Origin of the sequence: Luteibacter sp. UNCMF366Tsu5.1 (assembly GCF_900119235.1) — a bacterium.
Lineage (GTDB): Bacteria > Pseudomonadota > Gammaproteobacteria > Xanthomonadales > Rhodanobacteraceae > Luteibacter > Luteibacter flocculans.
On record NZ_FPIS01000001.1, the window covers coordinates 1,427,275 to 1,443,067 of the forward strand.

A 15,793-nucleotide genomic window follows, 5' to 3' on the forward strand; every position below is an offset into this window, starting at 1 on the left:
TGATGCCCCGCGGCGGCATCCAATGGCCGCAGGGGTGGGTAAGGTTGCAAGCGGCCCGCGCGACGGAGCCGCATGGCGTCGACGACGTCAGCCGGCCGCCGCCACGGGCGACGCGACCGGTGCATAAGGCGCACGGTGCGAGAGGATCAGCAGCAGGATGCCGACGGCGATCAACGGCAGCGACAGGATCTGCCCCATCGTGACCCAGCCGAAAGCGAGATAGCCGAGCTGCGGATCGGGCACGCGCACGAATTCGATGGTGAAGCGGAACACGCCGTAGAGCAGCGCGAACATGCCCGACACCGCGTAGCGCGGACGCGGCTTCATCGAGAACAGCCAGAGCACCACGAACATCGTCACGCCTTCCAGCGCGAACTCGTAGAGCGGATTGGGATGCCGGGGCAACGCGTCCGGTGCGTTCTTGAAGATCATGCCGATGGGCAGGTCGGTGGGCTTGCCCCAGAGCTCGCCGTTGATGAAATTGCCCAGCCGCCCGAGGCCAAGCCCCAGGGGAACCAGCGGCGCCACGAAATCCACGGTGTCGAAGAACTTGATGCCATTGCGGCGCGACCACCACAGGCCCGCGACGAGCACGCCGAGCAAGCCGCCATGGAAGGACATGCCGCCGTCCCAGACGCGGAAGATCGCCAGCGGGTCGGTCCAGATCCAGTCGATCGCGGTGTAGAACAGCATGTAACCCACGCGACCGCCGATCACCACGCCCATCATCGCGTAGAACATGAGATCGCCGAAGCGGTCTGCACTCACCGGCAGGCGACCCTGACGGCGGCGGTATTCGCCCAGCGCCCAGCCGCCAAGGAATCCACCCAGGTACATCAGACCGTACCAGTGAACGTGGACGGGCCCGAGCGAGAAGGCGACGGGGTCGAAGTGGACGACAAACGGAGTGGCCATGGCGTGCCCGGATCGAAAGCAGACGCCAAGTGTAACGCTCCCCCCGTACGAAGATCGCCTTGTGGTCGCGCCGCGGATCGGCTATATCGACCTTCGGATGCCGTCCTGGGGGGACGGCACGATAGGGATCCATCGACCCAGGGGACTACCAATGACGTACCGCCTTGTGCGGCCCATGTTGGCCGTGCTTTGCCTTGCCTCGACCGCCGCCGTGGCCGCCGACCTTGTTCCAGTCGCCGACTTCGCCCGGCGCATGCCGCTGACCAGCCCGCGCCTCTCGCCCGATGGGCAGTACGTCTCGCTGGCGTACCACGATCCCGACGGAAAGACGCATGGCCTCGCGATCTATCGTGTGGGCGACATGACCAAGCCGGTGTCGCTGATCCGGATGCCGCCCTACGAGATGCCAGCCAACATGGTCTGGGCGAGCCCGACGCGCCTCGTCGTGGCGCGCGGCAAGGTGGACGGTTCGATCGGCGCCGCGTCCTACACCGGCGAGATCATGGCGATCGACGTCGACGGCAAGAACCCGGATTATCTCTACGGCTACGAGGCCTACGGCAAGCGGGCGGCCACGCGCGCGACCGACCGAGGTTGGGGCACCATCGAGGGTGTGCCGCCCCAGAGCAACGGGCACTTCTACATGCGCGCCACCTCGTGGACCGACCAGAACCGCAGCACGCTCTACGACGTGGATGCCAAGACCAGCGCGCGCAAGCAGATGGCCGACATCGGCCTCGGCGGCATGAGCTTCATGATCGCGCCCGACGGCACCACGCGGTTTGCCTTCGGCACCGACGACAACTTCAAGTGGGTAGTCTTCCATCGCGAAGGTTCCGGCTGGAACAAGCTCGCCGGGAGCGAGGAGCGCCAGAACTTCGAGCCCGTGGCCTCGGTGGCCGGCAGTGACCGCATCTACGCCAAGTTCAGCCCGAACGGCAAGGGCGGCGAGTTCGTCGAGCAGGACGAGAACGGCGGCAACCTGAGGGTGATCCGCAAGGACGACTTCAGCGAAGTCACGACCTCCGGCCTGTGGACGCCCGCGCCCCTGCGCCCCTTCGGCACGATCTCCACCACCGGCATTCCGCAGGTCACCTATATCGATCCGCAGGCGCCGATCTCCAAGCTGCACATGGCGCTGTCGCAGAAATTCCCCGGCAACTTCGTCAGCTTCGTGGACTTCAGCGAAGACGGCGGGGAGCTCATGTTCAAGGTCTCGGGCGATCGCGAGCCCGGTCGCTACATGCTTATCGATACCAAGACCTACAAGGTCACCAAGCTCTTCGACGCGGTGCCCTGGATCGATCCGGCCAAGATGTCCGAACGTCGGCCGATGCGCTTCAAGGCCAGCGACGGCCTCGAACTGGAAGCCATCCTGACCTTCCCGAAGGGCCGCAGCGAAACGAACCTGCCGATGGTGCTCATTCCGCATGGTGGCCCGCATGGCATCTCGGACGACTGGTTCTACGAAGAAGATGCGCAGTTCCTCGCCAACCGCGGCTACCTCGTGCTGCAGGTGAACTACCGCGGCTCGGGCGGCCGCGGCAGCGCGTTCGAGCAGGCGGGCTACCTCAAGTGGGGCACGCGCGTGCAGGAAGACCTGATCGATGGCGTCAAGTGGGCCATTGCCCAGAACTACGCCGATGCCAAGCGGGTCTGCGTCTACGGCGCGAGCTTCGGCGGCTACGCGGCGATGATGACCACGGTGCGTGCGCCCGGCATGTTCAAGTGCGCCGTGGGTTACGACGGCATCTACGACCTGGACATGATGTACAACAAGGGCGACATCAAGGACAGCAAGACCGGCCGCAGCTACCTCACCACGGTGATCGGAAAGGATCAGGGCGACCTCGCCGCCAATTCGCCCACGCATCTGGCGGACAAGATCGACGTGCCGGTGTTCCTCGTCCATGGCGAGGATGACCAGCGCGCCCCGTTCGCGCAGTTCAAGGCGATGCGTGCCGCGCTCGATGCCGCACACAAGCCGTACGAGACACTGACCAAGCCGGACGAACGGCACGGCTTCGTCAAGCCGGAGAACATCGAAGAGTTCTATAACCGGCTGCAGGCCTTCCTGGACAAGAACATCGGGAGCGGCCAGGCAGCGACGGCGGCAGCCCCGTAACGAGGCCACGCCGCCGTCTCGCACAACCGCCGGAGCCCATGCGTTCCGGCGGTTGCGCGGCTCGGGTGCAGGCGTTATGGTCGCGTGATCGTCAGGCCCGGATGGGGCATGGCGGGGGATTGGGAGGCTTGAGGATGCACGTCAGTACCGGGCACAGCCGCGACGTCGCGCGACGACGGATCGCGCTGGCCGCCGCGCTCATGGCCGCCATGTCCGGTGTGGTTCATGCACAAGAGACCGCCTCCCCGGCGCAGATGCTCGCGCCGGTCAACGTGACCGTGACCGGGTCGCGCATTCGCGGCACCGACGTCGAAACTGCCCAGCCTGTATTCACGATGGATCGCCAGGCGATCCGCGCCACCGGCTTGACCAACCTCGGCGACATCGTCGCCCGCATGCCTTCCGCCGGTACCGCGGAAATCACACCCCAGGACACGCTCTCTTCCGGCACCGACGCGGGCGGCCGCTATGCCAACCTGCGCCAGCTCGGCGCGGTACGCACACTCGTGCTGGTCAACGGCCGTCGCTGGACGACGAGCCTGGGCGGGCTGACCGACCTCTCGACCATTCCCGTCGCCATCGTCGAACGCATCGAGGTGCTGAAGGACGGCGCGTCCTCCATCTACGGTTCCGACGCCATCGGCGGCGTGATCAACATCCTGACCACCGATCGCTTCGAAGGTGCTTCCGCCGACGTTCTCTACGGCGTGAATGGCCACGGCGACGGTACACAGAAAAACGGCAGTTTCACGTGGGGCAAGAGCACGGAGCGCGCGTCGCTCATCCTCGGTGCCACCTACGAAGACGCCGATACCCTGCGAGACGACAAGCGCGCCCTGACCCGCAGTCCGTACGGCCCGCGTCATCCCGATGCCGGCTTCGGCATGGGGCCGTATGGCGGCGTGGTGGACCCGCGACCCTCCGGCACGCCCGGTGCCGGTAGCTACGCGCCGGGCGGCACCTGGGACGCCAATCGCTACGTGGTGAATCATCCCGGCGGCATGGTGGGCGATACCGCCGACCTCGCCAACTATCATCCGTACGACGTCAACGACAACGCAGACAAGTACGCCACCACCCAGGACATGACGTTCCGCTCGGGCAGCAAGCTGCGCAACCTGTTCGGCACCGGACGCTACAACCTCACCGACGACGTGACACTGCGCGGCATGGCCAGCTATGGCGTGCGCGACACGCGCAGCCAGAGCGCGGGTTATCCGTTGCAGAGCAGTTCGGGACGCAGCGATGGTCTGAGCATCGATCCCGACAACGCGTACAACCCCTTTCCCGGTTACGCCACCTCGTTCTTCCGGCGCACCACCGAACTGCCGCGCGTGAGCTGGGCCAAGAGCAAGACCTTCCACGCGGACGGCGGCGCCGAGGGAAGCTTCCAGTGGCTGGATCATGCGTGGAACTGGGACGTCACCTACGCGTATTCCGAGACGCGAGCCAGCCGGGTCACCTCCGGCAACATCGATCTCGTGAACGCGCGCAAGGCACTCGGTCCGACCACCGTCATCGACGGCCGCGTAGCGTGTGCCGATGCCGCCGATCGCGCCGCGGGCTGCGTGCCCTGGAACATCCTCGCCGGCCCTGGCGGCACACCCGACGCGGTGTGGAACTACGTCGCCTCGACCAGCACCGCACGGCAGACGACGCGGACCAACGACGTCGTCGCGAATCTCACCGGTGGCCTGCTGGACCTGCCGGCCGGCACCTTGCGCGTGGCTGGCGGCATCGAGCATCGTGGCGAGCATGGCCGTTATGAACCCGACACCGCGGACTCCGCCGGGCTCACGACCCAACTCGCCAGCGATCCCACCGATGGTGGCTACATCGCCAACGAGGCCTATCTCGAATTCGACGTGCCCCTGCTCGCGGACCTGCCGCTGGCGCGCGAGCTGGCAGTGAATGCATCCACGCGTTACTCCCACTACTCCGCGTTCGGCGGACGCACCAACAACAAGTACAGCCTTCGCTGGAAGCCGTTCGACGATCTGCTGCTGCGGGCGACCTATGCCGAAGGCTTCCGCGCACCGACGGTGGCGGATCTCTACGCCGGATCGAGCGAGACCTTCGAGAGCTTCGTCGATCCGTGCGACAGCGCCTACGGCGCCGCCGCCACCGATGCCGCGGTCCGCGCACGCTGCGCCACCAGCGGGGTACCGGCGAATTATCGCCAGGTCGACCAGTCCGGCGCGCAGATCGCGTCGGCGACCGGCGGGCAGAATCCGGTCGCCTTCCGCACCGGCGCGAACCCTCAGCTGAAACCCGAGACCTCGATCACCCGCACCGCCGGCCTCGTCTACAGCCCCAGCTATGTCGAGGGCCTGGACGTGACGCTCGACTACTACAAGGTGGACATCCGAGACGTCATCACGCCGATCGTCGCGGGCGATATCCTGAATTTCTGCTATGTGCGCAACGATCCCACCTGGTGCGGCCGCTTCACGCGTGCTGCGAGCGGCGAGATCGTTCAGCTCGACGAGAGCCTCGCCAATCTAGGCTCGCTGCGCACCGAGGGCTACGATCTCGGCGTGCACTACCGCTTTCCCGAGACGCGCTTCGGCGAATTCACTCTGCTCTCGGACAGCACCTACCTCAGTGACTACACGCAGGTGAGCAGCCCGGGCGCAGCGCCCCGCCACCTCGCGGGTTACATGAACGGGGTGCAGGGGCTTTACCGCGTGCGTTCCAACCTCTCGCTCGACTGGTCGTGGCGCCGTTTTGGCGCCACCTGGACCACGCGCTATTTTTCGGGCCTGAAAGACGCCTGCTGGTCGGCGGACGTCGAGTGCAACCGGCCCACCGAAATCAATGCGCTCACGGGTGCCACGGGCGTCAGCCGCAAGGGCGGCGTGGCCTTCCACGATCTCCAGTTGCGCTGGCAGGCGCCGTGGAACGGCAACTTCCGCGTTGGCGTCAACAACGTTTTCGGACGCCGTGGTCCGCTCTACTACAACGTCTCCAGTGCAGGCGGCGGAAGCCCCCCGTACGATCCTGCGTTCGATGTCGATCGCTACTACTACGTCGGCTACCAGCAGCGGTTCTGACACCGCCACAAGGCACGCTCCTACGGAGCCGCAGCGCCTGCGCCCTCGTACCGTAGTTATGGAATTCCCGGTTTATCACGAGCAAAACCGCTCGTAAGAACCGATGGGGGACACTCTCAAGTTCTTGCAGTGACGTGACTGCCGCGTTATGTTCCCGTTACGTCGTTTCACGCTTTCGGGTTGGCGCGACGTGGATGTCCCCACATCCAAACCCAGTTACCCCCACAACGGGCGCCCTTCGCGGCGCTACTACAAGCTGTTCAGCCTTGCCGCAGTGCAGGGCCAGGGAGACTTTGACCTCATGACAAGCACCACCCTGCTCACGCGTTCGCGCGTGCTGAAGCGCACCGCCCTCGTGTCGGCGCTGGGCGCCTGCCTCATCGCGGGCACCGCGTATGCGCAGAGCACCGTCGGCGACATTTATGGCAGCGCCGCCGCCACCCAGACGATCCAGATCCAGAATCTCGGTTCGGGCGCCACGCGCACCGTCACCGTGGGCGAAGACGGCCGCTACCGCGCCTCGTCGCTGCCGATCGGCAGCTATCGCATCAACGTCCAGCAGAACGGCCAGACCGTTTCCAGCCGCGACATCAACGTCGTCGCCGGTCAGTCGGCGCAGGTCAACTTCGCCGCGCCCGCCGCATCGGACGCCAGCGCGCAGGCACTCGACACGGTCACCGTGTCCGCCAACGCCCTCGCCGCGATCGACGTCGCTTCGGTCGAATCGCGCACCAGCTTCACCGCCGACCAGCTCAACAGCCTGCCTGTGCCGCGCAACGTCGTCGACGTGGCTGCCCTGACGCCGGGCACGACCAAGGGTGATTCCCGGTTCGGCAACCTGCCCTCGTTCGGCGGCGCGTCGGTCGCGGAGAACAGCTACTACGTCAACGGCTTCAACGTCACCAACCTGTACAACAACCTGTCGTTCTCGGAAGTGCCGTTCCAGGCCATCCAGCAGCTCGACGTGCAGACCGGCGGCTACGGCGCCCAGTACGGCTTCTCGACCGGCGGCGTGACCTCGGTCATCACCAAGCGCGGCACCAACGAGTGGAAGGGCGGCGCCAGCTGGGTCTACACGCCGGCATGGGGTCGCGAGCAGCAGCCGACCACGTACACGAAGGACGGCAACCTCTACCGCACGTACCAGAAGAACAACGACAACGACAACGTCTACTCGGCGTGGCTCGGTGGCGCGCTGGTGAAGGACAAGCTGTTCTTCTACGGCATTTTCCAGTCACATCGCGAAACGGAAACCAACTACCCGGGCGCCACGTCGTCGGCCGCCGCGCAGCGCAATACGTACAGCGATCCGTTCTATCTGATCAAGATGGACTGGAACATCAACGATTCGAACATCCTCGAGTGGACGGGGATGAACAACACCAAGCACACCACGAATCGTTACTACGACTCCCAGATCGACGCTGACGGCAAGCCGTTTACCGACGATTACCTGGGCCGCCGTCACGTGAAGACCGGTGGCGACATCAACGTCTTCAAGTACACCAGCTACCTGACCGATGACCTGACCCTGTCCGCCCAGTGGGGCAAGATGAAGAGCAAGAACTCTTCGGACTACGTCAGCGCCGACGGCACGGTGACCAAGTACAACGGCGACATCAACGGCGCCAACTCCGGTTGCCCGTACGTAATCGACCGTCGCTCCAGCACCCTGAGCGGCGCCACCGCGCCGGTCCGCTCGTGCTACCTCGACAGCACCATCGACCGCTTCAACGGTGAAGACCAGCGCACGGCCTACCGCATCGACCTCGACTGGAAGATCGGCGACCACGACCTGGCGGGCGGCTTCTCGCGCGAGAAGTGGTCGTCCGACGCCGGCCAGAGCTATGCCGGTGGCGCGCTGTACTACTACCGCACGAACGCCGCTGGCCAGGATTATGTCTCGCTGTACAACTACCGTACCGGTGGTTCGGTGGCAGTCGACCAGAAGTCCTGGTACCTGCAGGACAACTGGCAGGTCAGCGACAAGTTCCTCGCCTACATCGGCGTGCGCAACGACTCGTTCAACAACAAGAACGGCGCTGCCGAGAACTTCGTCCGCCAGGGCAACATCTGGCAGCCGCGCCTGGGCTTCTCGTGGGATCTGTTCGGCGACTCCACCACCAAGATCTTCGGTACGGCCGGCCGCTACTCGCTGCCGATCGCGGCCAACGTCGCCCTGCGCGCCGCCACCGCCTCGTACTACACGTTCCAGAACTTCTCGTACACGGGCATCGATCCGGTGACGGGCGTGCCGACCCTCGGCGCACCGCTGAACAGCCAGGCGATCCTCAACGGCGAGAACGGCAGCACGCCGGACCCGCGCTCGGTCGCCACGAAGGATCTCAAGCCTTACTCGCAGGATGAATACATCCTCGGCTTCCAGCACCGCATCACCAGCGACAACGACTTCCTCAACGACTGGGTGGTCGGTGCGAAGGCGACCTACCGCAAGCTCAACAACGCGATCGACGACACCTGCGACTGGCGTCCGTTCTACGCGTACGGCAAGTCGATCGGCCTCGACATGGACGCGAACGGCGACCAGTTCACGCCGCCGGCCACCATGCCGGGTTGCTTCATCTACAACCCGGGCAGCAAGGTCTCCGTGGACGTCGATCTCGACGGCAGCGGCGTGCTGCGCAACGTCACCATCCCGGGCAAGGCGTTCGGCGAAAAGGCCAAGCGCACGTACGAATCCGTCACGCTGTCGGCCGAGAAGGCCACGGACAAGTGGTACGTCAATGCGTCGTACACCTGGTCGAAGAACCGCGGCAACACGGAAGGCCTGGTCAAGTCCGATAACGGTCAGGACGACACCGGCACGACCAGTGCGTTCGATTACCCGGAACTGATGACCGGCGCCACCGGCTACCTGCCGAACGACCGTCGCCACAGCTTCAAGATCTACGGCGGTTACAAGATCACACCGGAATGGTCGGTGGGTGTGAACGGCCTGCTCGAATCGGGTCGTCCGACCAGCTGCTTCGGTGGCGGCGACGAGACCGTCGGCGGCATCCCGGGCTACAACTCCGAGTTCTTCTACTGCGAAGGCAAGATCTCGGGCCGTGGCCGGGCCAAGCGCCTGCCGTGGACCTGGACGCTCAGCCCGAACGTCGTCTACACCCCGGCCTACGCCAAGGGCCTGACGATGCAGCTGGACCTGATCAACGCTTTCAACAACGACAAGCCGATCGCGATCAACGAAATCGGCGAGAACGGCGCGGATCAGACGTACTACGGCACGACCTACCGCGTGCCGACCTACTACCAGACGCCGCGCTACGTGCGTCTGATGGTCCAGTACGACTTCAGCCTGTAAGACGCTGCGGCGTCGCCTCGGCGTCGCCAACGCGAAAGGGCCGCCCATCGGGCGGCCCTTTTTTTGTTCTTCTTGTGGGAGCCGCCATGGCGGCGAGGGGAACTTGCCTCGCGGCTACACCGCTTCGTTGGCTTCTCGCCGCCATGGCGGCTCACACAAGAGCGACGCGGTGCTAGAGAATCAGCGGCCGATCCGGCAGTTCGTTCTCGCGCGGCTGTCCGTTGCCGGGGAAATGCCGCGCCAGCAGCGCGCCGGCTTCGGCCACGCCCGTTTCTACCGCTTCGCGGAAACGTCCCTGTGCAAACGCGTCGCGCATGTGCGCGGTAATGGCTTCCCACTCGGCCGTCGCGACCGCTCTTCCGATACCTCGGTCCACGACGATCTCGATGCGGTGTTCCGCCAGCAGCACGTAAAGCAGTACGCCGCAGTTCTCTTCGGTGTCCCACACGCGCAGATGCGAGAACAGCAGTGCCGCGCGATCGCGGGCCGTCATGCCGGCCATCACGGCAGACAGGGGCAGGCGCGACTCGATCGCCACACGCAACTCGCCGCGATGGGCATCCTCGCCTTCCGCGACCGTCCTGGCGATGGCGTCGAGCGTAGCGGGTGGAAACTGCCGTCCCATCTGGAACCACGCGCCGAACAGGTTTGCCATGATCCGTTGCATGTCCATCACCAGTTCCCCGACGCGCCGCCGCCACCGAAGCTGCCGCCGCCTCCGCTGAAGCCGCCACCGCCGCCTCCGCCGAAACCACCGCCGCCACCGAAGCCGCCGCCACCCCAGCCACCGAAACCGCCCCAGCCACCACCGCCGATCGAGCGGCCGGCACCGAGAGGAATGGCCATGACGAGCGCACCGGCAATCAGACCGATCACGCCGCCGAAGAGCGAGCCCATGAGCAGCCAGCCCAGGCCTCCGGCAACGGCGCCACCGAGCGGCATGCGCAATCCCAGCGGCGCGCGGCCGAGGATGCCGCGCAAGAAGATGAAACCGAAGATCAACGGCAGCAGCAGGCTGCCGCCACCGCCACGGCGACGCTCGTGACTCTCGTCCGGCGTGACCGGCGCAGGCAAGGCTTCGCCCTGCACGATCTGCGTGATGGCATTCAACGCCTCGTCGATACCGCCGTAGTAATCATTGGCACGCAGCTTGGGCGCCATGTATTCACGAATGATCCGCGACGCGATGGCGTCGGGCAGCGCGCCCTCAAGGCCATAACCGACCTCAATACGCACACGGCGATCGTTCTTTGCCAGCAGCACGAGGACGCCGTCGTCCGGCCCCTCCCTGCCCACCTTGTTCGCTTCGGCCACCTTCAGCGAATAGCTTTCCAGGTCGTCGGGCTGGGTGGTTGGCACCATCAGCACCACGACCTGAGAGCCCTTCGCTTTTTCGAGCGCGACGAGGCGCGCATCGAGCTGGGCAACCTGCTCGGTCGTCAACGTACCGGTCAGGTCGGTGACGTGCCGGGTGAGCTTGGGCACCGCCGCCTCGTCCGCCCGGCTCGCCAAGGGCGAGACCAGGAGAACGACGGCGAACAGCAGCGCTGCCGCAAGACGACCCATCAGCGGCCGGCCGTGGAAGCCGGGGCTGGCGTGGAGCCGAAGTCGACGGTCGGGGCGGTGGAAATCGCCTTCTCGTTTTCCACGCTGAAGTTCGGCTTCACCTTGTATCCCATGACCTTCGCGGTCAGGTTGTTAGGGAACGAGCGGATCAGGGTGTTGTAGCTCTGCACGGCGGCCACGTAGCGATTACGCGCCACGGTGATGCGGTTTTCCGTGCCTTCGAGCTGCGCCTGCAGGTCGCGGAAGGAGCCGTCGGCCTTGAGCTGCGGGTAGTTCTCGCTGACCACCATCAGACGAGACAGCGCGCTGCTGAGCTGGCCTTGCGCGGCCTGGAACTTCGCCAGCGCGTCGGGATCGTTGAGCAGTTCGGGCGTGATCTGGGTCTGGCCGACCTTGGCACGCGCGTTGGTCACCTCGGTCAATACGCGCTCTTCGTGCTGCGCGTAGCCCTTCACGGTGTTGACCAGATTGGGCACCAGGTCGGCACGGCGCTGGTACTGGTTGAGTACTTCGGACCAGGCGGCCTTGACCGCTTCGTCCTCGCGCTGGATGGCGTTGTAGCCGCAGCCGGACAGGAACCCGGCAAGAAGGACGAGAGCGAACGTGCGGAGGAGTGTCTTCATGGCGGCAATTCCTTGAGGTATGCCGCAACAACTTACCCTAAAACCGGCGGCTCGCCACCGGGCGCCCCTCAGCTCAGATAGCGCGGGATAAGAATGAGTGCCCAACTCGCCACGACCATCACCAGCAGCAGGAATACCGCCGCCGAGCCCATGTCCTTGGCGCGGCCCGCCAATTCATGGAATTCGGGACTGACCTTGTCCACCACGGCCTCGATGGCCGAATTGAGCAACTCGGCGGAGAGCACCAGCATCGGGAAAGTGATGAGGACGATCTTCTCGATCGGTCCGTGGCCCACCCAAAGCCCGAGGGGCACGACGACAAGGGCGAGAAAGACCTCAAGTCGGAACGATGCCTCGTGCCGAAAACAGGCGCTCAGACCCTTCATGGACCATTGGAAGGCCGCGTAGATCTGCCGGGGCCCGCGCCGTACCTTCGATGCCATGGGCGGTCAGGCCGCCAGGGCCGGGGCCGAGCCGGGGGCTACGGCGGAGGAAAAGAACGAGGGCTGCGACATGAGGCGGCTGTGGGCTGGAAACGGCCCGGTATCATGCCACAGCCGGCCTTGCATCCGGCTTAGGCCACCGGTGACCGTGGCGAATCGCCGCGCCCCTATGGCGCCGCAGCATAATCGAACCGAGCATTTGTATTACGCTTGAACGGTTGTGACTCCGTTCAGCGTCACGGCGACGGGAGCGCGGTTTTTTACGACCCTAGCTCACTGTTCCAATCCGTCCGGAAAATACATGGCAATCCAGAACCCGCCCGTTTCACAGACCAAGTCCTTCAGCACCGTCTTCCTCATCGAAATGTGGGAGCGCTTCGGCTTCTACGGCATGCAGGTGCTGATGGTCACCTACATGGTGAAGAAGCTCGGCTTTGCCGACGTCGACGCCAACCTCGTCTGGGGCGCGGCTTCCGCGCTGATCTACGCCACCCCCGCCATCGGCGGCTGGATCGGCGACAAGTTCCTCGGCTCCCGTCGCACCATGCTCAGCGGTGCCGTGATCCTGATGATCGGCTACGCCCTGCTCTGGATCCCGACCAACAGCACGTATGCGCTGTACCTCGCCCTCGGCGTGATCATTCTGGGTAACGGCCTGTTCAAGCCCAATGCCGGCAACCTGGTCCGCAAGATCTACGAAGGCGACGACGTCAAGATCGACAGCGCCTTCACCATCTACTACATGGCGGTGAACGTCGGCTCGACGATCTCGATGCTGCTGACGCCCTGGATTCGCGACTACGTCGGCGAGCACTACGGCGACGCGCTGGGCTGGCATACGGCCTTCGGCGTTTGCTCGATCGGCCTCATCCTCGGCCTCATCAATTACTACTTCATGCGCCGCACCCTGGCGCACATCGGTTCGGAACCCGACAACCATCCGCCGAAGGCGAAGAATATCCTCGGCGTGGTCGTCGGCAGTCTCGCCATCATCGCCGTCTCCGCTTACATCCTGCAAAACCAGAGCGTGGCCGAACTCTGCGTCTACGCCGCGGGCGTGGTGATCCTCGGCATCTTCGTGCACCTCATCCGCTCCAGCGAACCGGGCGAGCGCGCCGGCCTGGTCGCGGCGCTGGTGCTCACGATTCAGACGATCTTCTTCTTCATCTTCTATCAGCAGATGTCGACGTCGCTGAACCTGTTCGCGCAGCGCAACGTGGATCTGTCGTTCGGCATCTTCGGCTACGAGATCTTCCGCTGGATTCCCGAGCAGTTCCAATCGCTCAACGCGATCTGGATCGTGATCCTCTCGCCGATCCTGGTGGGCATCTACAACTCGCTGGGCAAGCACGGCAAGGATTTCCCGGTCGCCGCCAAGTTCGCGCTTGGCTTTGCCGCGGTCGCCGTCGGCTTCTTCATGTACGGACTCGGCGCCACCACCGCGGTGAACGGTGCGATCTCATCTTGGTACATGGTCTGGGGCTACGGCTTCTACTCACTGGGTGAGGTGCTGGTCAGCGGCCTCGGCCTCGCCATGATCGCCCGCTACGTGCCGGCGCGCATGGGCGGCTTCATGATGGGTGCCTACTACGTCGCTTCGGGCGTGTCGCAGTACATGGGCAGCGTGGTGGCGAACTACGCCGCCATTCCCAAGGACATCACCGATCCGCTGCAATCGCTGGCGATCTACACCAGCCTGTTCAACAAGCTGGGCTTCGTCGGCATCGGTTGCACGGCCATCGCGATCGCAATGCTGCCGCTGATGAAGAAGCTCTCGTTGAACCACGCGCTGGCCAACGTGCCGCCGGTTCCCCCGGTACATAACGAAGACCTGTAATGCGGCGAGGGCCGCTCCCGACGGAGCGGCCCTTTCGTCATGAGAAACCTGCTGTGAGCGATTCCCTGCATAACCCCTCCGCACGCTCCGGCCCCTTCGCACTGGCCCGCACGCTCGCCTGGTTGAGGCTCTGCGCCATCGCCGGCCAGAGCGTGGCCATCCTGTCCTGCGTCACGCTGCTCAAGCTCGACGTACCGCTGCTTCCGCTGATGATCGGCGTCTGCGTGTTGGCGGTGTTCGCTGCAGCGGCGTCCTTCCGTCTCGGCATGCCGTGGAAAGTCAGCGAGGGCGAGGCGATCGTGCACATCGCCGCCGACACCCTCGTCCTCGGCTATCTGCTCTATTTCACGGGCGGCGCAGCCAATCCGTTCGTGACGCTGCTGCTGGTGCCTATCGCACTGTCGGCGGCAGCGCTTTCCATCCCGGGCGTGTCGCTGGTCGCGATCCTCACCGGCGTGGCCTACGTCCTGCTGGTGCCCTATCACCTGCCCCTGCCGACGCTCGGCGACAAGAGCCGCGACTTCGATCTCTACGTGGCCGGCATGGGCGTCAACTTCGTCATCATGGCGATCCTCCTCGGCGTGTTCATCAGCAATCTCGCCAAGGCGATTCGCGTACAGCAGAGCGAGGTGCAGCGGGTGCGCGAGCGTGCGCTTCGTGACGAAGGCATCCTCGCCATCGCCACCCAGGCGGCCGGCGCGGCACACGAACTGAATACCCCGCTGTCGACGATGCGTACATTGCTGCCGGAGATCCGGCGCGAGCACGCTGGCGACAACGCGCTCGGTGAGGATCTCGACCTGCTCGACGGTCAAGTCGAGCGCTGCCGTACAATTCTTCGCGAAATGGTGGCGTTCGGCCAGGCGCAGCTGTCGCAGGTGCCCGAACGGATCACGCTGGACCAGTTCATTCACAGCTGCATGGAGCGGTTCCAGCTGCTGCGTCCCGAGGCCGACGTCACCCTCGCGATCGAACCCGGGGCGGGGCGGATCGCCTTGCGCTCGCCACCGGGCCTGCGCCACGCGTTGATCAACCTGCTCAACAACGCCGCCGACGCCTCGGCGCTGAATGACAGTGCGGCGGTGTCCCTGCACGTGGGCATCGTGGGACCGTGGCTGGAACTCGTCGTCACCGACGAAGGTCCCGGCTTCGACGAGTTCGACGAACTCGGCACGCTCGGCCTGTCGCAGAAGGCGACGGGCCTGGGCATCGGTCTTGCGCTCGCCGAAGCCACCGCAGAACGACTCGACGGCGAACTCGCCGCCAGCAACACCGGCCACGGCGCGCAGATGCGCCTGCGTCTACCTCTTACGGTCATTGGAGACCACGCATGAACGAGCTCGCCCCGCCCTCAGGCCGCCCGCTGCTGATCGTCGACGACGATGCCACCTTCGCCCGTGTACTGGCCCGCGCGCTCACCTCGCGTGGCTTCGAGGTCATCAGCAGCGACAACGCAGACGATGCCCGCGCCCTGGCACGCCGCCATCAACCGCGCTATTGCGTGCTCGATCTGAAGCTGGGCGACGAAAACGGCCTACGGCTCATCCCCGATCTGCAGGCGCTGGTGCCGGACATGCGCGTGCTGTTGCTTACGGGTTACGCCTCCATCGCGACCGCCGTGGAAGCGATCAAGCGTGGTGCACACGACTACCTCGCCAAGCCGGTGGATGCGGATGCGGTGGTGCGTGCGCTGCTCGATGGCGACGGCCCCGCCGAGCCCGACGATCTCGTCGACGCTCCGGACGCGCCACTGCCCCTGCGCCGGCTCGAATGGGAGCACATCCAGCGTGTGCTCACCGAATGCGAAGGCAATATCTCGGAAACGGCACGTCGCCTTGGCATGCACCGCCGTACGCTGCAGCGCAAGCTCAGCAAGCACCCCGTCCGCGAACGCCCTGCCGACCAGTGA

At 65.2% G+C, this 15,793-nt stretch carries 11 protein-coding genes; 6 read left to right on the forward strand and 5 right to left on the reverse strand.

Features of this window, described 5'->3' with window-relative positions; translation table 11 throughout:
* Positions 1 to 87: 87 nt before the first annotated feature.
* Positions 88 to 915 (reverse strand): prolipoprotein diacylglyceryl transferase, encoded by an 828-nt coding sequence (lgt, locus tag BT115_RS06350; RefSeq protein ID WP_072321631.1) that lies wholly within the window; start codon positions 913 to 915, stop codon positions 88 to 90.
* Between the two features lie 151 nt (positions 916 to 1,066).
* On the opposite strand from lgt, the gene BT115_RS06355 reads away from it, so the two are divergent.
* The 3 genes from BT115_RS06355 (at position 1,067) to BT115_RS06365 (ending at position 9,415) form a co-directional block, all read left to right on the forward strand.
* A complete protein-coding gene (locus BT115_RS06355) occupies positions 1,067 to 3,040 on the forward strand; it encodes an alpha/beta hydrolase family protein (RefSeq protein ID WP_255369359.1) in 1,974 nt (657 codons plus the stop codon).
* 134 nt (positions 3,041 to 3,174) lie between these two features.
* A complete protein-coding gene (locus BT115_RS19045; protein WP_072321632.1) occupies positions 3,175 to 6,093 on the forward strand; it encodes a TonB-dependent receptor plug domain-containing protein in 2,919 nt (972 codons plus the stop codon).
* A gap of 301 nt (positions 6,094 to 6,394) precedes the next feature.
* Positions 6,395 to 9,415 carry a TonB-dependent receptor gene (locus BT115_RS06365; RefSeq protein ID WP_072321633.1) on the forward strand — a complete coding sequence of 1,007 codons (3,021 nt, stop codon included), beginning with the start codon at positions 6,395 to 6,397 and terminating at the stop codon, positions 9,413 to 9,415.
* Positions 9,416 to 9,587: 172 nt separating this feature from the next.
* Here BT115_RS06365 and BT115_RS06370 read toward each other — a convergent pair whose 3' ends face one another.
* From BT115_RS06370 to BT115_RS06385, 4 genes are all read right to left on the reverse strand, one after another.
* On the reverse strand, positions 9,588 to 10,070 hold the full coding sequence (locus tag BT115_RS06370) for a TPM domain-containing protein (protein WP_255369360.1): 483 nt from the start codon (positions 10,068 to 10,070) through the stop codon (positions 9,588 to 9,590).
* A gap of 17 nt (positions 10,071 to 10,087) precedes the next feature.
* A complete protein-coding gene (locus tag BT115_RS06375) occupies positions 10,088 to 10,981 on the reverse strand; it encodes a TPM domain-containing protein (RefSeq protein WP_072321635.1) in 894 nt (297 codons plus the stop codon).
* Positions 10,981 to 11,604 carry a LemA family protein gene (locus BT115_RS06380; RefSeq protein WP_072321636.1) on the reverse strand — a complete coding sequence of 208 codons (624 nt, stop codon included), beginning with the start codon at positions 11,602 to 11,604 and terminating at the stop codon, positions 10,981 to 10,983. The genes BT115_RS06375 and BT115_RS06380 overlap by 1 nt, the downstream gene beginning before the upstream one ends.
* A gap of 68 nt (positions 11,605 to 11,672) precedes the next feature.
* Complete coding sequence (locus tag BT115_RS06385; RefSeq protein ID WP_072321637.1) at positions 11,673 to 12,047, reverse strand: diacylglycerol kinase; 375 nt, start codon at positions 12,045 to 12,047, stop codon at positions 11,673 to 11,675.
* Positions 12,048 to 12,348: 301 nt separating this feature from the next.
* Between BT115_RS06385 and BT115_RS06390 the strand changes: the two genes are divergently transcribed.
* Genes BT115_RS06390 through BT115_RS06400 form a run of 3 tightly spaced genes read left to right on the forward strand, consistent with a single transcriptional unit; the run spans position 12,349 to position 15,793 of the window.
* Positions 12,349 to 13,884 carry a peptide MFS transporter gene (locus tag BT115_RS06390; RefSeq protein ID WP_072321638.1) on the forward strand — a complete coding sequence of 512 codons (1,536 nt, stop codon included), beginning with the start codon at positions 12,349 to 12,351 and terminating at the stop codon, positions 13,882 to 13,884.
* Between the two features lie 53 nt (positions 13,885 to 13,937).
* Positions 13,938 to 15,218 carry an ATP-binding protein gene (locus BT115_RS06395; protein ID WP_255369361.1) on the forward strand — a complete coding sequence of 427 codons (1,281 nt, stop codon included), beginning with the start codon at positions 13,938 to 13,940 and terminating at the stop codon, positions 15,216 to 15,218.
* On the forward strand, positions 15,215 to 15,793 hold the full coding sequence (locus BT115_RS06400; RefSeq protein ID WP_072321639.1) for a response regulator transcription factor: 579 nt from the start codon (positions 15,215 to 15,217) through the stop codon (positions 15,791 to 15,793). Before BT115_RS06395 ends, BT115_RS06400 begins: the two co-directional genes overlap by 4 nt.

Coding starts and splice junctions, on each gene's coding strand:
- lgt (WP_072321631.1), bottom strand. CDS start 915: ATGGCCACTCCGTTTGTCGTCCACTTCGACCCCGTCGCCTTCTCGCTC.
- BT115_RS06355 (WP_255369359.1), top strand. CDS start 1,067: ATGACGTACCGCCTTGTGCGGCCCATGTTGGCCGTGCTTTGCCTTGCC.
- BT115_RS19045 (WP_072321632.1), top strand. CDS start 3,175: ATGCACGTCAGTACCGGGCACAGCCGCGACGTCGCGCGACGACGGATC.
- BT115_RS06365 (WP_072321633.1), top strand. CDS start 6,395: ATGACAAGCACCACCCTGCTCACGCGTTCGCGCGTGCTGAAGCGCACC.
- BT115_RS06370 (WP_255369360.1), bottom strand. CDS start 10,070: ATGGCAAACCTGTTCGGCGCGTGGTTCCAGATGGGACGGCAGTTTCCA.
- BT115_RS06375 (WP_072321635.1), bottom strand. CDS start 10,981: ATGGGTCGTCTTGCGGCAGCGCTGCTGTTCGCCGTCGTTCTCCTGGTC.
- BT115_RS06380 (WP_072321636.1), bottom strand. CDS start 11,604: ATGAAGACACTCCTCCGCACGTTCGCTCTCGTCCTTCTTGCCGGGTTC.
- BT115_RS06385 (WP_072321637.1), bottom strand. CDS start 12,047: ATGGCATCGAAGGTACGGCGCGGGCCCCGGCAGATCTACGCGGCCTTC.
- BT115_RS06390 (WP_072321638.1), top strand. CDS start 12,349: ATGGCAATCCAGAACCCGCCCGTTTCACAGACCAAGTCCTTCAGCACC.
- BT115_RS06400 (WP_072321639.1), top strand. CDS start 15,215: ATGAACGAGCTCGCCCCGCCCTCAGGCCGCCCGCTGCTGATCGTCGAC.